We start from the raw sequence: 17,335 nt of genomic DNA on the forward strand, positions 1-17,335 counted from the left end.
CCCCGTGCGGTTTTTTTGTTACCCTGATCACATAAAGCAAGCAATTGCTTTCTCAGATAAAAACAACATCACACCGGCGCCGTGGGTGTATCCTAATATAAAATACCTACTGGAAACGCAGAGTTGCCGCATCACGGCAACCGGCGCTGACGGGCTACGCTGTTTGAGAAGGAGTGCCACCCTCATGAAGTCGCAACACGATCCTGGCCGATCCACCAAATCTCGCCACACCGAATACTCGCTGATCTTCCCCATCGCCGCGCTGGTGGTGTTGAATCTGTGGAGCAGCACCACTTACTTTCCGCTGATCGTCGGCATCAATATTCTCGCGCTGGTGGGGATCCTCAGCAGCGCCTTCAGCGTGGTGCGCCATGCCGACGTGCTCGCCCACCGTTTGGGGGAACCCTACGGCTCGCTGATCCTCAGCCTGTCGGTGGTGATCCTCGAGGTCAGCCTGATCTCGGCGCTGATGGCCACCGGCGACGCCGCGCCGGCGCTGATGCGCGACACGCTGTATTCCATCATCATGATCGTTTCCGCCGGCCTGGTCGGTTTCGCGCTGCTGCTCGGCGGGCGCAAGTTCGCCACCCAGTACGTCAACCTGGGCGGCATTAAACAGTATCTGATGGCAATTTTCCCGCTGGCGGTGATCGTGCTGGTGTTCCCGAGCGCGCTGCCGGGCGGTAACTTCAGCACCGGGCAGGCGCTGTTGGTGGCGCTGATCTCCGCCGCCATGTATGGCGTGTTCCTGGTGATCCAGACCAAAACCCACCAGAGCCTGTTCGTGTATGAGCATGAAGACGACGATGGCGACCCGCATCACGGCAAGCCCTCTTCGCACAGCAGCGCCTGGCATGCCGCTTGGCTCGTCGTGCACCTGATCGCGGTTATCGCCGTCACCAAGTTCAACGCCAATCCGCTGGAAGGCCTGCTGACCAAGATGAATGCGCCGGCGCAGTTTACCGGTTTCCTGGTGGCGCTGCTGATCCTGTCGCCTGAAGGGCTGGGCGCGCTGCGCGCCGTGTTGAACAATCAGGTGCAACGCGCCATGAACCTGTTCTTCGGTTCGGTGTTGGCGACCATCTCCCTGACGGTACCGGCGGTCACCATCATCGCCACCCTAACCGGGCAGACGCTGATCTTCGGGCTGCAAACGCCGCATATCGTGGTGATGCTGACGGTGTTGCTGCTGTGCCAGCTGTCGTTCTCGACCGGCCGCACCAACGTGCTGAACGGCACCGCCCACCTGGCGCTGTTCGCCGCCTACATGATGACTATCTTCGCCTGATCAAAAAGGGGCGCACACCGTGCGCCCCTGTCTTCGTTATACCGAGAAGAATATCGCCGCGGCGATCCCCCCGAACAAAATCCACTTGATGATGTAATAACCGGTGCGGTTCCAGGCCTTCAGGCGTTTCCCCACCCGGCGTATCGCATAGATGTATTTGAACATCTTGTTGACGCCGCCGGTGCGATCGCCCTCTTCGTTCGGCGCGGTGGCGGCGCTCATCAGATTGCGCCCCAGCCAGTGGTTCACCGCCTGCGCCCAGCGGTAGCGCATCGGCCGTTCGATGTCGCAGAACAGGATCAGACGATTCTGCCCGCTCTGATTTTCCGCGTAGTGCAGGTAAGTTTCATCGAACATCACGCCTTCACCGTCGCGCCAGCTGTAGCGCTCGCCGTCCACCTCAATAAAGCAGCGGTCATCGTTGGGGGTAATCAGCCCCAGGTGATAACGCAGCGAACCGGCGTAAGGATCGCGGTGACGCGGCAAACGGCTGCCGTCCGGCAGTTCGGCGAACATCGCCGCCTTGACCGAAGGCAGGCTGCGCAGCAGTTCCGTGGTCTGCGGGCACAGGGTCATGGCGGAAGGATGGCTATCCTCATACCATTTCAGATAAAAGCGTTTCCAGCCGGTCTTGAAGAACGAGTTGAACCCGGCGTCGTTGAACTGATCGGACGCTTTGATCTGCTGGATCTCCATCAGCTTCTGTCCTTCGTCGCGGATGGTTTCCCAATTCTCCCGCAGTACCGCCAGCTCAGGGAACTGCTCCGGCTTCAGGTACGGCGTGGTCGGCACGCGGGAAAACAGGTACATAAAGACGTTCAGCGGTGCGGTAAAGGTGGAATGGTCAGACAGCTGTCGCCACACGTTGTAGCGAACCCGCCCGCGGTAATGCACATAGACGACGCATAAAATAAGCAAAATCAGAATGATATATTTCATGTTTGAATCGCATCAAGGAACTCACGCTCAATGCGCCGCGCGGCGCACACCCCAGATAGTGTCCTTTTGGCGGCGCACGCAAGTTGCGCGCCAATCTGGAACCCATTAATCATTAACGCTAACTCAACGAAAATCTATACAAAAAACCACAATAATTTACACAAAGGTTAAACGAAAGGGGAAATTGCGGAGATAAAAAAGGCCGCCGAAGCGGCCTTTCCATTAGCGGATAGGTTAACTGTAAGCGTTGAGCGTGCGCTGGCACAAAGCAGAGCGCACGCAGTCCTGTTTCTCAAAGCGGATAACGCCGATCATCTCGTCCTCTTCGAAGCGCTCCAGCGCGTCGCTGAGGCCGGATTTCACGCCGCGCGGCAAGTCGCACTGGGTCACGTCACCGTTAACGATAACCGTCACGTTTTCGCCCAGGCGGGTCAGGAACATTTTCATCTGGCTGGCGGTCACGTTCTGGGCTTCATCCAGGATAACGACCGCATTTTCGAAGGTGCGCCCGCGCATATAAGCGAACGGCGCAATCTCTACCTTGCCGATTTCCGGGCGCAGGCAGTACTGCATAAAGGAAGATCCTAAACGGCGCACCAGAATGTCATACACCGGGCGGAAATAAGGCGCGAACTTCTCGGAGATATCCCCCGGCAAGAAACCGAGGTCTTCATCCGCCTGCAAAACAGGACGGGTAACGATAATCCGATCCACCTCTTTATGGATCAGCGCCTCCGCCGCCTTGGCGGCGCTGATAAATGTTTTGCCGCAGCCGGCTTCGCCGGTGGCGAAGATCAGCTGCTTATTCTCTATGGCTGATAAGTAATGACCCTGAGCTTCGGTTCTAGCCTCGATGGGTGAGCTATCGCGCTTGTCTCGCGCCATGCCGATAGACTCGACTCCCCCCATTTGCACCAGCGAGGTCACAGACTCTTCTTCCAGCTGGCGATGACTACGAGCGTCACGACGAATAACGCGTTTCGCTTCACGACGTGCTTTGATCACTGCTTTCTGTCTACCCATAGTGGCACCTTACAGTTTGTTTCACCTACCGCAACGGCCAGGCCGCGCGATTATGTTTCACACACGTATTAGGTTTTGGCCTCCTCCGAGCCAATAAGAGCCAAGGGACAAAGTGAATCGACGGCAACGCTTAAGCGCCGTGTCTTCACGGGACAACGCGGACTGCATCAATAAACGTGGAGTAAAAAGCGATGAGATTCGGTAGCGATAAGAGTACGGAGTTGCCGGTAAAAGAGAGTCGGAGAGAGAACCCTCGTTACAACGAGAAATCAGGGGAGATGTGTTATTTTTTCTTTCCAGCCCAACCAAGGACTTTACCATTAGCGATCCCCGCAGTGATATTTACAGCTTCAAGCTGTGCACCGTGTGAAAACTACCGCCAGATGATTACAGTATAATGACATTCAATCCTGTCGCGTTACTAAAATGTAAAAAAATTTTATATCTTTTGTTTTCAGTTAGCGCAAAAACACTATATCACGCTCGGCGCGTCATTCCAGAAAAATTTTTATCCTATTAATATCAATGAATTACAATTAAAAGCCGCGAATGACACTTTAGTTTCTCGATTAAAATTTGCACACCCCAAAGTCGGCGGGCCCTTCAGATTTTTTAATCCGCAGGCGACGGATTGAATTGAACTCCGTCGCTTAATGTCCAGCACAATAGGCAAGCCAACGTAAAACGAGGCGGAAGATCCCGCCTCGTCATTGCGTGCTCAGGCCTTGAGCAGGCCGCTGGCCAAATAGTCGCCGCCCTCTTTCACACCCGGCAATACGAAGAAGTATCCGCCGCCGATCGGCTTGATGTATTCTTCCAGCGCTTCGCCGTTGAGCCTTTTTTGCACCGTCAGGAATCCTTTTTCCAGATCGGCCTGATAGCAGACGAACAACAGCCCCATTTCCAGCTGCCCGGCATTGGAAACGCCAAGGGAATAGCTGTAGCCACGCCGCAACATCAAATTGCTTTGGCTTTCCGGCGTGCGGGGGTTAGCCAACCGGATGTGCGCGTCCATCGGGATCACCTTGCCGTCGGGATCGTTCGCGTAGTTCGGCTCGTCATGTTCATGCTTCATGCCGAGCGGCGCGCCGCTGTGCTTTTCGCGGCCGAAAATGGTTTCCTGCTCCTGCAGCGGCGTACGATCCCAAAACTCCACGCGGAAGCGAATAATACGCGCTGCCTGGTAGCTGCCGCCCGCCGTCCACGCCGGCTCGCCGACGTTGTCGCCGACCCACACCACCTTATCCATCAGCGGTTTGTCGTCGGTTTTCGGGTTGGCGGTGCCGTCTTTGAAGCCCAGCAGGTTGATCGGCGTCTCTTTACCTTTGCTGCGCGCCGCATGCGCGGAGATAAACCCTTCGCGCTTCCAGCGCACGCTGAGCAGATCCGGCGAATGCTTGATGATGTCGCGCAGTGCGTGGATCACCGTTTCATTGGTGTTGGCGCAGATCTGCAGCAGCAGATCGCCGTGGCAAAGCCCGGCGTCCAGCGCATCGTTGGGGAAGCGGGTCATTTTCTGCAACCGCAGCGGCTTTTGCGCCTGCAGGCCAAAGCGTTCGTCGAACAGCGATGCGCCGACCGAGACGGTGATGGTCAGGTTGTCCGGATAAATCTCCGGCCCCATGATCCCCGAATCGAGCGGCGGCAATTTGGCGTCCACCTCCGGCGCCTTGCCGCCGTGGGTCAGGAACGCGATGCGGTCAGTCAGCAGCCGGAACAGGCGCTCCAGATCCGCTTTGCTGGTCGCCAGCACGTCGAACGCCACCAGCATCATCGCCGCCTGTTGCGGGGTCAGCACCCCGGCCTGATGGCGGCCATAAAACGGCTGTTTCTGCCAGCGCTCATCCTGCGGCGCCGCCAACGGCTCCGCCGCTTTGTCCGCCGCCTGCACCAGGCGGCTGCCGCCCAGCGCCAGCGCGCTCAGCCCCAGCCCCTGCAGCAAACGGCGGCGTGAAGGGGATGCCGCCTCCTGAGAGTGCGGGTGAGGCCCGTTATTCGGGCCTGCCTTGTTGCTCATAACCGTATGCCTCAGTCCAGACCCAATACGCCGCGCAGTTGGGAAAGGTCTTCCGCCAGCGTGGTGATCGGCCCTTTCAACGCATTGCGGTCGGCATCGGTCAGCTTCTCATAGGACTCATACCCCTCTTTGGTTTGGTACTTCGCCAAAATGGTGTCGACGGTTTTGAAGTTGGCGTCGATTTTGTCCAGCAGCGGCTTGTTGGCTTTGACCAACAGCGGGCGCAGCAGGTTGACGATCTTCTGCGCGCCGTCGACGTTGGCCTGGAAATCCCACAGGTCGGTGCGGCTGTAACGGTCTTCTTCACCGCTGATCTTGCTGGCCGCCACTTCTTCGATCAGCCCGGCTGCGCCGCCCACCACCTTGCTCGGCGGGAAGGTCAGTTCACTCACGCGCTTTTGCAGCTCTACGGTGTCGTGGTACAGGCGATCGGCATATTTGCCCATGTCTTTGGTCGAGTTGTCGGCAAACAGCGCCTTCTCCAGACGGTGGAAGCCGGTAAAGTTCGGATCCGCCGATTTCTTCTCGTAGTCGTCTTCACGGGCGTCGATGCTGCCGTCCAGATCGGAGAACAGCTCGGCGATCGGCTCGATGCGCTCATAGTGCTGGCGGGTCGGCGCGTACAGCTTGCGCGCTTGCTCCACGTTGCCGGCCTTCACCGCGTCGGTGAACAGCTTGGTCTGTTTCACCAGCCCGTCGACTTCTTTGATAACGTAGACTTTGTATTCGGCGATCGGGCCAACCAGATCCAGCGCGTTTGGTTTGCCGTCGGTGGCACCGTTGGTGGCTGCAGTGACGGTCAGTTTGCCTTTCGGGTTGCTCAGCAGCCCGCAGGTCATGTCGTATTCGCCCGCTTCCAGCGTGGCGGTCATTTTCTGGGTGAAGCCCGGCGCGATGTTTTCGCGCTCTTCCACCACCATCACCCCTTTCAGGATTTCCCATTCGACGTTTTTCTGGCTGGTGTTATGCACCACAAACTGCGTCTTGCCGGCCGGCACCGTCAGCTGCATCGGTTCGCACTGCTTGTCGTTGACCGTGACCTTGACCTGCGGCACGTCCGCCGCCAACGCGTCGATGCTCAGCGCAAACGCCGGGATAGCCAGTAATGCTGCGTGCAACGCCTTGCGGCGAAATAACGGAGTAGACATACGAGATTCCCTATTAAACATTAATGATTGATTTTACGTTGCGCCGGGGCCGCTGCCGGCTCCGCGCGCTGCGGCAGGAAAAAGAAAATCAGCGCCGGGATCAGATACAGGAAATAGACGGCCACTTCGCTGACCGTCGGCGCTTCCTGATAACCGAGAATACCTTCCAGCAGGGTGCCGAACAGCGAATGGGTCGACAGGGTGCTGCTGAAATCGAAGGCGATGTCCTGGAAGTGGTTCCACAGGCCGGCTTCGTGGAAGGCACGGATCGCCCCGGCGGCCAGGCCGGCGGCGACGAACAGAATGAACAGGCTGGTCCATTTGAAAAACTTGGCCAGGTGCAGCTTCACCCCGCCCCAATAAATCATCATGCCCAGCACGATGGCGGCCACCAGGCCGAGCACCGCGCCGATCGGCGCCGCGGCGCCCACGTCTTGCTGGAACGCCGCCAGCAGGAAGAACACCGACTCCAGCCCTTCGCGCGCCACGGCGAAAAACACCATCGCCACCAGCGCCCAACCCTGCCCTTTACCGGCGCTGAGCGCCTGATCGATCGCCCCTTCCAGATGCACCTTGACCGACTTGGACACCTTACGCATCCAGAACACCATATAGGTGAGGATCACCACCGCCACCACCGCCACGATGCCCTCGAACAGCTCCTGCTGTTTCTGCGGGAACTCGCCGGTGGTTTCATTGATGAAGATGCCGAGCGCCAGACACAGCGCCGCAGCGACAATCACGCCGATCCACACCGCGCCCAGCCATTGGCTGCGCTGCGTGCGCTTCAGGTAGCTGGCGATCAGGCTGACGATCAGCGCGGCCTCCAGCCCCTCACGGAACATGATAAGAAAGGGAACGAACATAAATAATCACCCCTGAAAAGACCGCGGCGGCAGAGACGGTGGTTGCGAAATGAGCCGCGGCGACTATGTAAAGAAACGTAAAAACCAACGAGAGTGATTATCATTCTGCCAAGAATAAATACAAGAGGCATGACGGTGATTTTTTCTAATCAAATGTCGCCAGGTGTTACAGCTGGATGACGGCGATCGGCAGACAAAAAAAGGGGCGCTCTGCGCGCCCCTTACCGACTGACATCGAACGGCGTTACACCGTTTTGTACTCGGCTTCCGCCTGATCGAAACGCTCGGTCATGGTGGCGGAAGGCTGGTGGCCCATCAGGCTCACCACCACGATGGCGAGGCAACCCAGGATGAAGCCAGGGATGATTTCATACAGCCCCAGCCATTCGTACTGTTTCCAGACGATCACCGTCACCGCACCGACCAGCATACCGGCCAGCGCGCCGTTGCGGGTCATGCGCGACCACATCACCGAAATCAGCACCACCGGACCGAAGGCGGCGCCGAAACCGGCCCAGGCGTAGCTCACCAGGCCCAGCACGCGGTTCTCCGGGTTGGCCGCCAACGCGATGGCGATCAAGGCCACCACCAGCACCATCACGCGGCCGACCCACACCAGCTCGCGCTGGCTGGCGCCTTTACGCAGGAACGCCTTGTACAGGTCTTCGGTGATCGCGCTGGAGCACACCAGCAGCTGGCAGCTCAGGGTACTCATGACCGCCGCCAGAATCGCCGACAGCAGCACGCCTGCTACCCATGGGTTGAACAGCAGCATCGCCAGTTCGATGAACACGCGTTCCCCGTTCTGCGACACGTTACCGGCTTGATCCGGGTTGTTGGCGAAGTAAGCAATACCGAAGAAACCGACGGCGATGGTGCCGGCCAGGCACAGGATCATCCAGGTCATGCTGATGCGACGCGCGCTGCGGATGGTGCGGTGAGAATCCGCCGCCATGAAACGCGCCAGGATGTGCGGCTGGCCGAAGTAGCCCAGGCCCCACCCCAGCAGCGACAGGATGGCGACGAAGTTCAGCCCTTTCAGCATGTCGAGGTTGGCCGGGTTCTGCGCCTGGATCACCAGCATCGAGGTATCGATGCCGCCGACGGCGAAGATCACGATCACCGGCGTCAGGATCAGCGCGAAAATCATCAGGCTGGCCTGCACGGTGTCGGTCCAGCTTACCGCCAGGAAACCGCCGATAAAGGTATAGAGGATGGTCGCCGCGGCGCCGGCCCACAGGGCGGTTTCGTAGCTCATGCCGAAGGTGCTTTCGAACAGGCGCGCGCCGGCTACGATGCCGGAGGCGCAGTAAATGGTGAAGAACACCAGGATGACGATGGCCGAGATCACGCGCAGCAGCTTGCTGTTGTCTTCAAAGCGGCTGGTGAAATAATCCGGCAGCGTCAGGGCGTTGTTGTTGGCTTCGGTATGTACGCGCAGCCTTCCTGCCACCAGCTTCCAGTTCAGGTAAGCGCCGATGGTCAGGCCGATGGCGATCCAGCTTTCGGAGATGCCGGAGAGGAAGATGGCGCCCGGCAGGCCCATCAGCAACCAGCCGCTCATGTCGGAAGCGCCGGCGGACAGCGCGGTCACCACGCTGCCCAAACTGCGGCCGCCGAGAATATAGTCATCAAAGTTGTTGGTTGCCCGGTAGGCAAGCAGGCCGATCAGCACCATCCCGAAAATGTACACCAGGAAGGTCACCAGCATAGGTGTGCTCATTGTCATTTAATTCTCCACTTTCATTATTATTCGCGTTTCGCTCCGGCCAAGCCGGCGCCGGTAAACCCACGCGCAATGCATTTCACTGGCCGCCGCACCGGAACGTGGCGCAGCCTGCGAGCAAGTGCAGGTAAAATAGTTTCTGCCCGTAATTGTTGACCGTCGGTTATCCTAGATGAGCCTTTCATCAACCAACAAGATATTTAACAACAAAGTTACACAAAGTTTACCCTGCGTCACATTTACCGGGCCCAAAGGTTGCACTCACGACAAGCAAAATGAGTTGCACCTGGTTATTACCCTTATATACCGCAAGGTAAAGCGTCTGCGGCAGCATAAACCCCGCCGCATTCGCTCAATAACGCAACATTCGTGCCAACTGGCCATGTTAAAAAATCGATGAAACTCACACTTCGCTCATCAGCCTGATTTAACAAGGTTGCACAAAGTTGCAACATGCAGGATATTGTCTGCATTCTTGACACCACACATCTCACGAACCTATCCCAACAGGCTTTCCGGCCTGCTGTTTGTCTAGCCTGATGGGATAGGTTCTAAACCTAAACACAGGAGTTGGATTGGCATGGGCACTACCACAATGGGCGTGAAACTCGACGAGGCAACACGCGACCGGATCAAGAGCGCCGCGCAGCGCATCGATCGCACGCCGCACTGGCTCATCAAGCAGGCCATCTTTAATTACCTCGAGCGTCTCGAGAGCGGTTCCGATATTCCTGAAATTCCAGCGCTGGCCGCTGCGGGCCAGCCTGAAGCGGACGACATTATGCCGCAAGCGCAGGAAGAGTCACACCAGCCATTCCTCGATTTTGCCGAACAAATTCTGCCGCAGTCGGTTACCCGCGCCGCCATCACCGCCGCCTATCGTCGCCCGGAGACCGAAGCGGTGCCGATGTTGCTCGAACAGGCGCGATTACCCGCCGATCTTGCACAGGCCACTCACAAAATGGCCTATGGTATCGCCGAGAAGTTGCGTAACCAAAAAAGTGCAAACGGCCGCGCCGGCATGGTGCAAGGCCTGCTGCAAGAGTTCTCCCTCTCTTCGCAGGAAGGCGTGGCGCTGATGTGCCTGGCGGAAGCGCTGCTGCGCATTCCGGACAAACCGACCCGCGATGCCCTGATCCGCGACAAGATCAGCAACGGCAACTGGCACTCGCACCTCGGGCGCAGCCCGTCGCTGTTCGTCAACGCCGCGACCTGGGGCCTGCTGTTCACCGGCAAGCTGGTGTCCACGCATAACGAAGCCAATCTGTCCCGTTCGCTGAACCGCATTATCGGCAAGAGCGGCGAACCGCTGATCCGCAAAGGCGTGGACATGGCGATGCGCCTGATGGGCGAACAGTTCGTGACCGGCGAAACCATCGCCGAAGCGCTGGCCAACGCGCGCAAGCTCGAAGAAAAAGGCTTCCGCTACTCCTACGACATGCTGGGCGAAGCTGCCCTGACCGAAGCCGACGCGCAGGCCTACCTGGTTTCCTACCAGCAGGCGATCCACGCCATCGGCAAAGCCTCCAACGGCCGTGGTATTTATGAAGGCCCCGGCATCTCCATCAAGCTGTCCGCCCTGCACCCGCGCTACAGCCGCGCGCAGTACGAACGCGTCATGGAAGAGCTCTACCCGCGCCTGCTGTCGCTGACCCTGCAGGCACGCCAGTACGATATCGGCATCAACATCGACGCCGAAGAGGCCGACCGCCTGGAGATCTCGCTCGATCTGCTGGAGAAGCTGTGCTTCGAACCGCAGCTGGCCGGCTGGAACGGCATCGGCTTCGTGATCCAGGCCTACCAAAAACGTTGTCCGTTCGCCATCGACGCGGTGATCGACATGGCGCAACGCAGCCGCCGTCGCCTGATGATCCGTCTGGTGAAGGGCGCCTACTGGGACAGCGAAATCAAACGCGCCCAGATGGACGGCCTGGAAGGCTACCCGGTCTACACCCGCAAGGTCTACACCGACGTTTCCTACCTGGCCTGCGCCCGCAAGCTGCTGTCGGTGCCGAACCTGATTTATCCGCAGTTCGCGACCCACAACGCCCACACCCTGAGCGCCATCTATCATCTGGCCGGCAACAACTACTACCCTGGCCAGTATGAGTTCCAGTGCCTGCACGGCATGGGTGAGCCGCTGTACGAGCAGGTGGTGGGTAAAGTGGCCGACGGCAAACTGAACCGCCCTTGCCGCATCTATGCGCCGGTCGGCACCCATGAAACGCTGCTGGCATACCTGGTGCGCCGCCTGCTGGAAAACGGCGCCAATACCTCGTTCGTCAACCGCATCGCCGATGCCACCCTGCCGCTCGACGAGCTGGTGGCCGATCCGGTCAGCGCCGTGGAAGCGCTGGCAGCCAGCGAAGGCCAGATTGGCCTGCCGCATCCGCGCATTCCGCTGCCGCGCGAGCTGTACGGCGAGAAACGCACTAACTCCAGCGGTCTCGATCTGTCCAACGAACAGCGTCTGGCCTCGCTCTCCAGCGCCCTGCTCACCAGCGCCAGCCATCCGTGGCGCGCGGAACCTATCATCGACGCCGAATTGGATCAGGGCGTGGAGCAACCGGTGATCAACCCGGCCGAGCCGGGCGATGTGGTCGGCTACGTGCGTGAAGCCACCGAAGGCGAAGTCAGCCGTGCGCTCGACGCCGCCGCGGCCGCCGGCCCAATCTGGTTCGCTACGCCGCCGACGGAGCGCGCCGCGATCCTCGAACGCGCCGCCGAGTTGATGGAGAGTCAGCTGCAAAGCCTGCTGGGCATTCTGGTGCGTGAAGCGGGTAAAACCTTCAACAACGCCATCGCCGAAGTGCGCGAAGCGGTGGACTTCCTGCACTACTACGCCGGCCAGGTGCGCGACGATTTCGCCAACGACAGCCACCGTCCGCTGGGCCCAGTGGTCTGCATCAGCCCGTGGAACTTCCCGCTGGCGATCTTCACCGGCCAAATCGCCGCGGCGCTGGCGGCGGGCAACAGCGTGCTGGCCAAACCGGCCGAGCAAACGCCATTGGTCGCCGCGCAGGCGGTGCGTATCCTGCTGGAAGCCGGCATTCCGCAAGGCGTGCTGCAGCTGCTGCCGGGCCAGGGTGAAACCGTCGGCTCAACGCTGGTCAACGATGCCCGCGTCCGCGGCGTGATGTTCACCGGCTCCACCGACGTCGCCGGCATTCTGCAGCGCAGCATCGCCGGTCGCCTGGATCCGCAAGGCCGTCCGACGCCGCTGATCGCCGAAACCGGCGGCCTGAACGCCATGATCGTCGACTCTTCGGCCCTGACCGAACAAGTCGTCACCGACGTGGTGGCCTCCGCCTTCGACAGCGCCGGCCAGCGCTGCTCCGCGCTGCGTATCCTGTGCATTCAGGAAGACGTGGCCGAGCACACGCTGCAAATGCTGCGCGGCGCGATGGCCGAATGCCGCATGGGCAACCCGGAGCGCCTGTCTACCGACGTGGGCCCGGTGATCGACGCCGAAGCCAAAACCGGTATCGAACGCCATATCCAGGCGATGCGCGCCAAAGGCCGCAAGGTGTACCAGGCCGCCAAAGGCAGCGCGCAGGATGAGAAAGAGTGGGCGCGCGGCACCTTCATCAAACCGACGCTGATCGAACTCGACAGCTTCGACGAGCTGCAAAAAGAGATCTTTGGCCCGGTGCTGCACGTGGTGCGCTTCCAGCGCAACAATCTGGACGCGCTGGTCGATCAGATCAACGCCGCCGGTTATGGCCTGACGCTGGGCATTCACACCCGTATCGATGAAACCATCGCCCGGGTGACCGAACGCGCCAAGGTCGGCAACCTGTACGTCAACCGTAACATGGTTGGCGCGGTGGTCGGCGTGCAGCCGTTCGGCGGCGAAGGCCTGTCGGGCACCGGCCCGAAAGCCGGCGGCCCGCTGTACCTGTACCGTCTGCTGGCTAACCGTCCGGACGACGCGCTGCAGCGTACGCTGCACCGTCAGGACGACGAGCGCCCGATGGAAGCCACCGCGCGGCCGCAGCTGTTGGGCGCGCTGCAATCGCTGGAGAAATGGGCGGTCACCAGCCAACACGGCGAACTGGCGGCATTGGCGCAGCGCTATGCGGAGCTGGGCCAGGGCGGCACCGTACGTCCGCTGCCGGGCCCGACCGGCGAGCGCAATACCTATGCCCTGCTGCCGCGTGAACGCGTGCTGTGCCTGGCGGATAACGAAGCCGACGCGCTGATCCAGTTGGCCGCCGTGCTGGCGGTCGGCAGCAGCGCGCTGTGGCCGGAAGCGGAACTGCAGCGCAATCTGTTCCGCCGCTTGCCGAACGATGTGCAGGCGCGCATCGCCTTCAGCAAAGACTGGCAGCAGGACAAGGTCGAGTTCGACGCCGCCATCTACCACGGCGATGCCGACCAGCTGCGCACCCTGTGCGAGCAGATCGCGCAGCGCGGCGGCGCCATCGTCTCGGTGCAGGGCTTCGCTCACGGTGAAACCAACATCCTGTTGGAACGCCTGCTGATCGAGCGTTCGCTGAGCGTCAACACCGCCGCCGCCGGCGGTAACGCCAGCCTGATGACCATCGGTTAACGCATCGTCAAGGCGGCCATGCATGGCCGCCTGATTGGCTCACCGCTACGCAAACCCTGCACGTGTGCAGGGTTTTTTATTGCCCGCAGCCCGGTCAGCCGTTAGCGTCTTGCTATCCTGGCATGAGGATGCGGCGCCTCATGGGCGATAACAACAGGGTGAACTCAGAACGAATTAGTCTGCTTGCAAACCGTGGCAGAACGCTACTCGTCGCATTGACTCTCGGGTTCAGTAACATCCGGGATACGGTAGCCGCAGCGGATTTCTCGCCGCCGCCGCGCGAAACGCATTGTTGAAAAAGGAGTGAATGCGAACGGGGGAAGCTCCCCCGCCGTCTTATTGATTCAAGAATTTGTCGAGGAATTGCTGAGTGCGCTGGTGCTGCGGGTTGGCGAACAGCGCTTTGGCCGGGCCCTGTTCAACGATGCGGCCGTGGTCCATAAAGATAACCCGGTCCGCCACGTCGCGGGCAAAGCTCATCTCATGGGTGACGATCACCATGGTCCGTTTCTCTTCCGCCAATGAGCGCATGGTATTGAGCACTTCCCCCACCAGCTCGGGATCGAGCGCCGACGTCGGCTCATCGAACAGAATCACCTCCGGCTGCATCGCCAGCGCGCGCGCAATAGCCACCCGCTGCTGTTGACCGCCGGACAGCCGCCGCGGATACGCCTGCTCTTTGCCGCTTAGCCCCACCTTGGCCAGCAACGCGCGGGCGCGCTGTTCCGCGCTGGCTTTCGCCTCGCCCTTGACGACCACCGGCCCTTCGATGATGTTTTCCAACACCGAACGGTGCGGGAACAGGTTGAAGTTCTGGAACACGAAACCGACCTGCTGGCGCAGAGCCCGCACCTGATTTTTCTGTTTGCTCAGCGGCTTGCTGCCGTCGATCAGGATATCGCCGACGCGAATGGTGCCGGAATCCGGCTCCTCCAGCAGGTTAATGCAGCGCAATAAGGTGGTTTTCCCCGAGCCGCTCGGCCCGATGATCGCCACCACTTCGCCGGCGTCCACCGCCAGATCGATCCCATGCAGCACCGTCTGACCCTTGAACTGCTTGGTCAATTGCTTAACTTCAATGGCACTCATGCGCTACTCCTGATCCTGGCGATTAACGTGGGCTTCCAGACGGTTTTGCAGCGCGGAAAGCAGGGTTGCCATCACCCAATAAATCAGCGATGCCGCCAGGTACATGGTGAACACTTCCAGCGTGCGCGAGGTGATCAACTGCGCCTGGCGGAACAGTTCCGGCACCTGTATGGTGGCGGCCAGCGAGGTGTCTTTCACCAAGCCGATAAAGCTGTTGCCCAGCGGCGGCAAGGCGGTGCGCGCCGCCTGCGGCAAGATCACCCGACGCAGTGTTTGCCAACGGGTCATGCCGATGCTGGCGGCGGCTTCCCACTGCCCTTTGTCGATCGACGAAATCGCCGCACGCAGCGTTTCCGAGGTGTAAGCGGCGGTATTGAGCGACAGGCCAATCAGCGCCGCCGGGAAGGGATCGAACTCGATGCCGAACTGCGGCAGACCGTAATAGATCATAAACAGTTGGGCGATCAACGGCGTACCGCGGAACAGCGACACGTAGATACGCGACAGCCACGACAGCGGCCAAAGCGGTGAAAGGCGCATCAGCGCCAGCAGAAAACCGAGCAGCAACCCCAACGCCATACCGCCCAGGCTGAGCTGAAGCGTCAGTATTGCGCCCTTCAATAAAAATGGCGCTGAATCCAGCGCCAGTTGAATACTTTCGTGCATTATTTAGTTACGTCCGCGCCAAACCATTTCTCGGAGATCTTCGCCATCGTGCCGTCTTTTTGCATCTCGGCGATCGCCTGGTCAATCGCTGCCAGCAGCTCTGGGTTGTTCTTGCGCAGCGCCACGCCGGATTCCTGGCGAGAGAACGCCGGGCCGGCTACCGCCAAGGTATCGCCGGTTTTCTTCACCAGATCCAGCGCCGCCAGGCGATCCACCAGAATGGCGTTGATGCGGCCAACGCGCAGATCCTGATACTTGGTCGGGTCGTCGTCGTAGGTACGCACGTCCACGCCCTGCACGTTCGCGCGCAGCCATTGCTCATAGTTGGTGCCCAGGCCCACGCCGACCTTCTTGCCCTTCAGGTCTTCCGGCTTGGTGATGGTGCCTTCGTTGCCTTTTTTCACCAGCGCCTGAATACCGGAAACGGTGTAAGGGGTGGAGAAGTCATATTTCTTCTTGCGCTCATCGGAGAGCGTCACCTGGTTGATGACCACGTCGATGCGTTTCGAATCCAGCGAAGCCAGCATGCCGTCCCACTTGGTCGGGTTCAGCTTGGCCTTCACGCCCAGGTGTTCCGCCAGCGCGTTGGCGAAATCCACTTCGAAACCGGTCAGCTTGCCGTCTTCCCCCTGGAAGCTGAACGGCGGATAGGTGCCTTCCAGGCCGACGATCAGCGTGCCGCGCTGCTTCACCTGCTGCAGCAGATTGTCGGCAGCGTAGGTTTGGGTCGCTAAACCGGCGGCCAACGCGACGCCCACCACGCCCAACAGCCATTGACGACGAACTTTTGCAAACATCATAAACACCCCTGTGTGTTATTTATCTTTTTTGATATCAGCACTTTAACAGTGCGACTGCCCGCATAAAGGAATATAACTTTATAAATATAGTTCAAAATGGAATAACAAGCGGTGTTTACACCTGTGGATGGTAGGCGAACAGCGCCGGCGCGCCGCCGGTGTGAACGAACAGAATAGGGCCTTCATCGCGGAAGCGCCGCTGGGCGATGCCGTCGATCAAACCGGCCATCGCTTTGCCGGTGTACACCGGATCCAGCAATACGCCTTCTTGCTGCGCCAGCAGCTGCACCGCCGCCATGCCCTCTTCGTTCGGCATGCCGTATTGCGGCGCGAAGTAATCGTCCCACAGCGCGATCGGCGCCAGTTCGTCGATATTCAGCGAACAGGCCAGAGCTTTCTGGATCTGCTCCACCTTCGGCAGCTGATCGATCACGGTACGCGAGACGGTCACGCCGATCAGTTCGGTTTCCGGCAGCAGCTGCTGCAGCCCCACCGCCAGCCCGGCGTGGGTGCCGGCGCTGCCGGACGCCACCACCACCGAACTGAACGCCACGTTGCTGCGTTGGCTCTGCTCGGCGATTTCCAATGCACACTGTACGTATCCCAGCGCGCCCAGGGCATTGGAACCGCCCACCGGCACCACGTAAGGCCGGAAGCCCTGCGCCTCAAGGCGCGTCGCCAGCTCCGCCAGCTGCTGCTGCGGATCGTGCAGCGCTTCGCACATCACCACCTCGGCGTTGAACAGGCCGAGCAACAGGCGGTTGCCGTTGGTCAGGTAGTTTTCCGCGCGGGTATCGATAGGGTTTTCCAGTAGCGCGACGCAGTGCAGGCCGAGTTTCGCCGCCACCGCCGCCGTCTGGCGCACGTGGTTGGATTGAATGGCGCCGGCGGTGACCAGCGTATCGGCGCCTTGTCGCAGCGCGTCGGCGGCCAGAAACTCGAGCTTTCTCAGCTTGTTGCCGCCCATGGCCATAGGAGTGACATCGTCACGTTTGAGGTAGATTTCGCGGCCGAGGTAATCGGAGAGACGGGACAGCTTTTCGAGCGGTGTGGCGGTGCCAACCAGATCCAGACGCGGAAATTGCGCCAGTTGTTGTTGCAGGTTCACTACTTCCCCCCAGGGAATCGAATATCAACATCTGATAACCGATAGATTTAGCAGATGTGAACTGAATAATCATCCTTTATCACGGGGGAAACAGCAGGCCCCGGCCCAACGGC

At 59.9% G+C, this 17,335-nt stretch carries 12 protein-coding genes and 1 pseudogene; 3 read left to right on the forward strand and 10 right to left on the reverse strand.

Annotated elements, in window-relative coordinates:
* Positions 1 to 184: 184 nt before the first annotated feature.
* The gene (gene chaA, locus ACJ8QI_RS10595) at positions 185 to 1,288 is read left to right on the forward strand and encodes a sodium-potassium/proton antiporter ChaA (RefSeq protein ID WP_060424093.1); all 1,104 of its coding nucleotides are present in this window, start codon (positions 185 to 187) and stop codon (positions 1,286 to 1,288) included.
* Positions 1,289 to 1,324: 36 nt separating this feature from the next.
* Here chaA and lpxO read toward each other — a convergent pair whose 3' ends face one another.
* The 6 genes from lpxO to putP all read right to left on the reverse strand — a co-directional run bounded on the left by lpxO (position 1,325) and on the right by putP (position 9,010).
* Positions 1,325 to 2,227, reverse strand: a complete 903-nt coding sequence (gene lpxO, locus ACJ8QI_RS10600) for a lipid A hydroxylase LpxO (protein ID WP_025303230.1) — start codon at positions 2,225 to 2,227, stop codon at positions 1,325 to 1,327.
* A 234-nt stretch (positions 2,228 to 2,461) separates the two neighbouring features.
* A complete protein-coding gene (gene phoH / locus ACJ8QI_RS10605; protein ID WP_015378226.1) occupies positions 2,462 to 3,250 on the reverse strand; it encodes a phosphate starvation-inducible protein PhoH in 789 nt (262 codons plus the stop codon).
* A gap of 718 nt (positions 3,251 to 3,968) precedes the next feature.
* A complete protein-coding gene (efeB, locus tag ACJ8QI_RS10610; RefSeq protein WP_047730480.1) occupies positions 3,969 to 5,267 on the reverse strand; it encodes an iron uptake transporter deferrochelatase/peroxidase subunit in 1,299 nt (432 codons plus the stop codon).
* Positions 5,268 to 5,278: 11 nt separating this feature from the next.
* Positions 5,279 to 6,415, reverse strand: coding sequence for an iron uptake system protein EfeO (gene efeO, locus ACJ8QI_RS10615; RefSeq protein WP_442532457.1), 1,137 nt, complete (start codon positions 6,413 to 6,415; stop codon positions 5,279 to 5,281).
* Positions 6,416 to 6,435: 20 nt separating this feature from the next.
* On the reverse strand, positions 6,436 to 7,281 hold the full coding sequence (gene efeU, locus ACJ8QI_RS10620; protein ID WP_060423658.1) for an iron uptake transporter permease EfeU: 846 nt from the start codon (positions 7,279 to 7,281) through the stop codon (positions 6,436 to 6,438).
* A gap of 244 nt (positions 7,282 to 7,525) precedes the next feature.
* A complete protein-coding gene (gene putP, locus ACJ8QI_RS10625; protein ID WP_442532458.1) occupies positions 7,526 to 9,010 on the reverse strand; it encodes a sodium/proline symporter PutP in 1,485 nt (494 codons plus the stop codon).
* A 577-nt stretch (positions 9,011 to 9,587) separates the two neighbouring features.
* Between putP and putA the strand changes: the two genes are divergently transcribed.
* Both putA and ACJ8QI_RS10635 read left to right on the forward strand, forming a co-directional pair.
* Positions 9,588 to 13,559, forward strand: a complete 3,972-nt coding sequence (gene putA, locus ACJ8QI_RS10630; protein WP_055312424.1) for a trifunctional transcriptional regulator/proline dehydrogenase/L-glutamate gamma-semialdehyde dehydrogenase — start codon at positions 9,588 to 9,590, stop codon at positions 13,557 to 13,559.
* Between the two features lie 211 nt (positions 13,560 to 13,770).
* Positions 13,771 to 13,866: pseudogene (locus ACJ8QI_RS10635) on the forward strand (type II toxin-antitoxin system HicB family antitoxin); the annotation flags it as partial.
* Between the two features lie 29 nt (positions 13,867 to 13,895).
* Here ACJ8QI_RS10635 and tcyN read toward each other — a convergent pair.
* The 4 genes from tcyN to ACJ8QI_RS10655 form a co-directional block, all read right to left on the reverse strand.
* Positions 13,896 to 14,648, reverse strand: coding sequence for an L-cystine ABC transporter ATP-binding protein TcyN (gene tcyN / locus ACJ8QI_RS10640; protein WP_060424097.1), 753 nt, complete (start codon positions 14,646 to 14,648; stop codon positions 13,896 to 13,898).
* 3 nt (positions 14,649 to 14,651) lie between these two features.
* A complete protein-coding gene (gene tcyL, locus ACJ8QI_RS10645) occupies positions 14,652 to 15,314 on the reverse strand; it encodes a cystine ABC transporter permease (RefSeq protein ID WP_025303237.1) in 663 nt (220 codons plus the stop codon).
* The gene (tcyJ, locus tag ACJ8QI_RS10650; RefSeq protein ID WP_049197982.1) at positions 15,314 to 16,114 is read right to left on the reverse strand and encodes a cystine ABC transporter substrate-binding protein; all 801 of its coding nucleotides are present in this window, start codon (positions 16,112 to 16,114) and stop codon (positions 15,314 to 15,316) included. Before tcyJ ends, tcyL begins: the two co-directional genes overlap by 1 nt.
* Positions 16,115 to 16,229: 115 nt before the next feature.
* Entirely contained in the window at positions 16,230 to 17,222 is a 993-nt protein-coding gene (locus ACJ8QI_RS10655) for a D-cysteine desulfhydrase (RefSeq protein WP_025303239.1), read from the reverse strand.
* Positions 17,223 to 17,335 lie beyond the last annotated feature (113 nt).

Source organism: Serratia sp. CY84636, from assembly GCF_052166245.1.
GTDB lineage: Bacteria > Pseudomonadota > Gammaproteobacteria > Enterobacterales > Enterobacteriaceae > Serratia > Serratia nevei.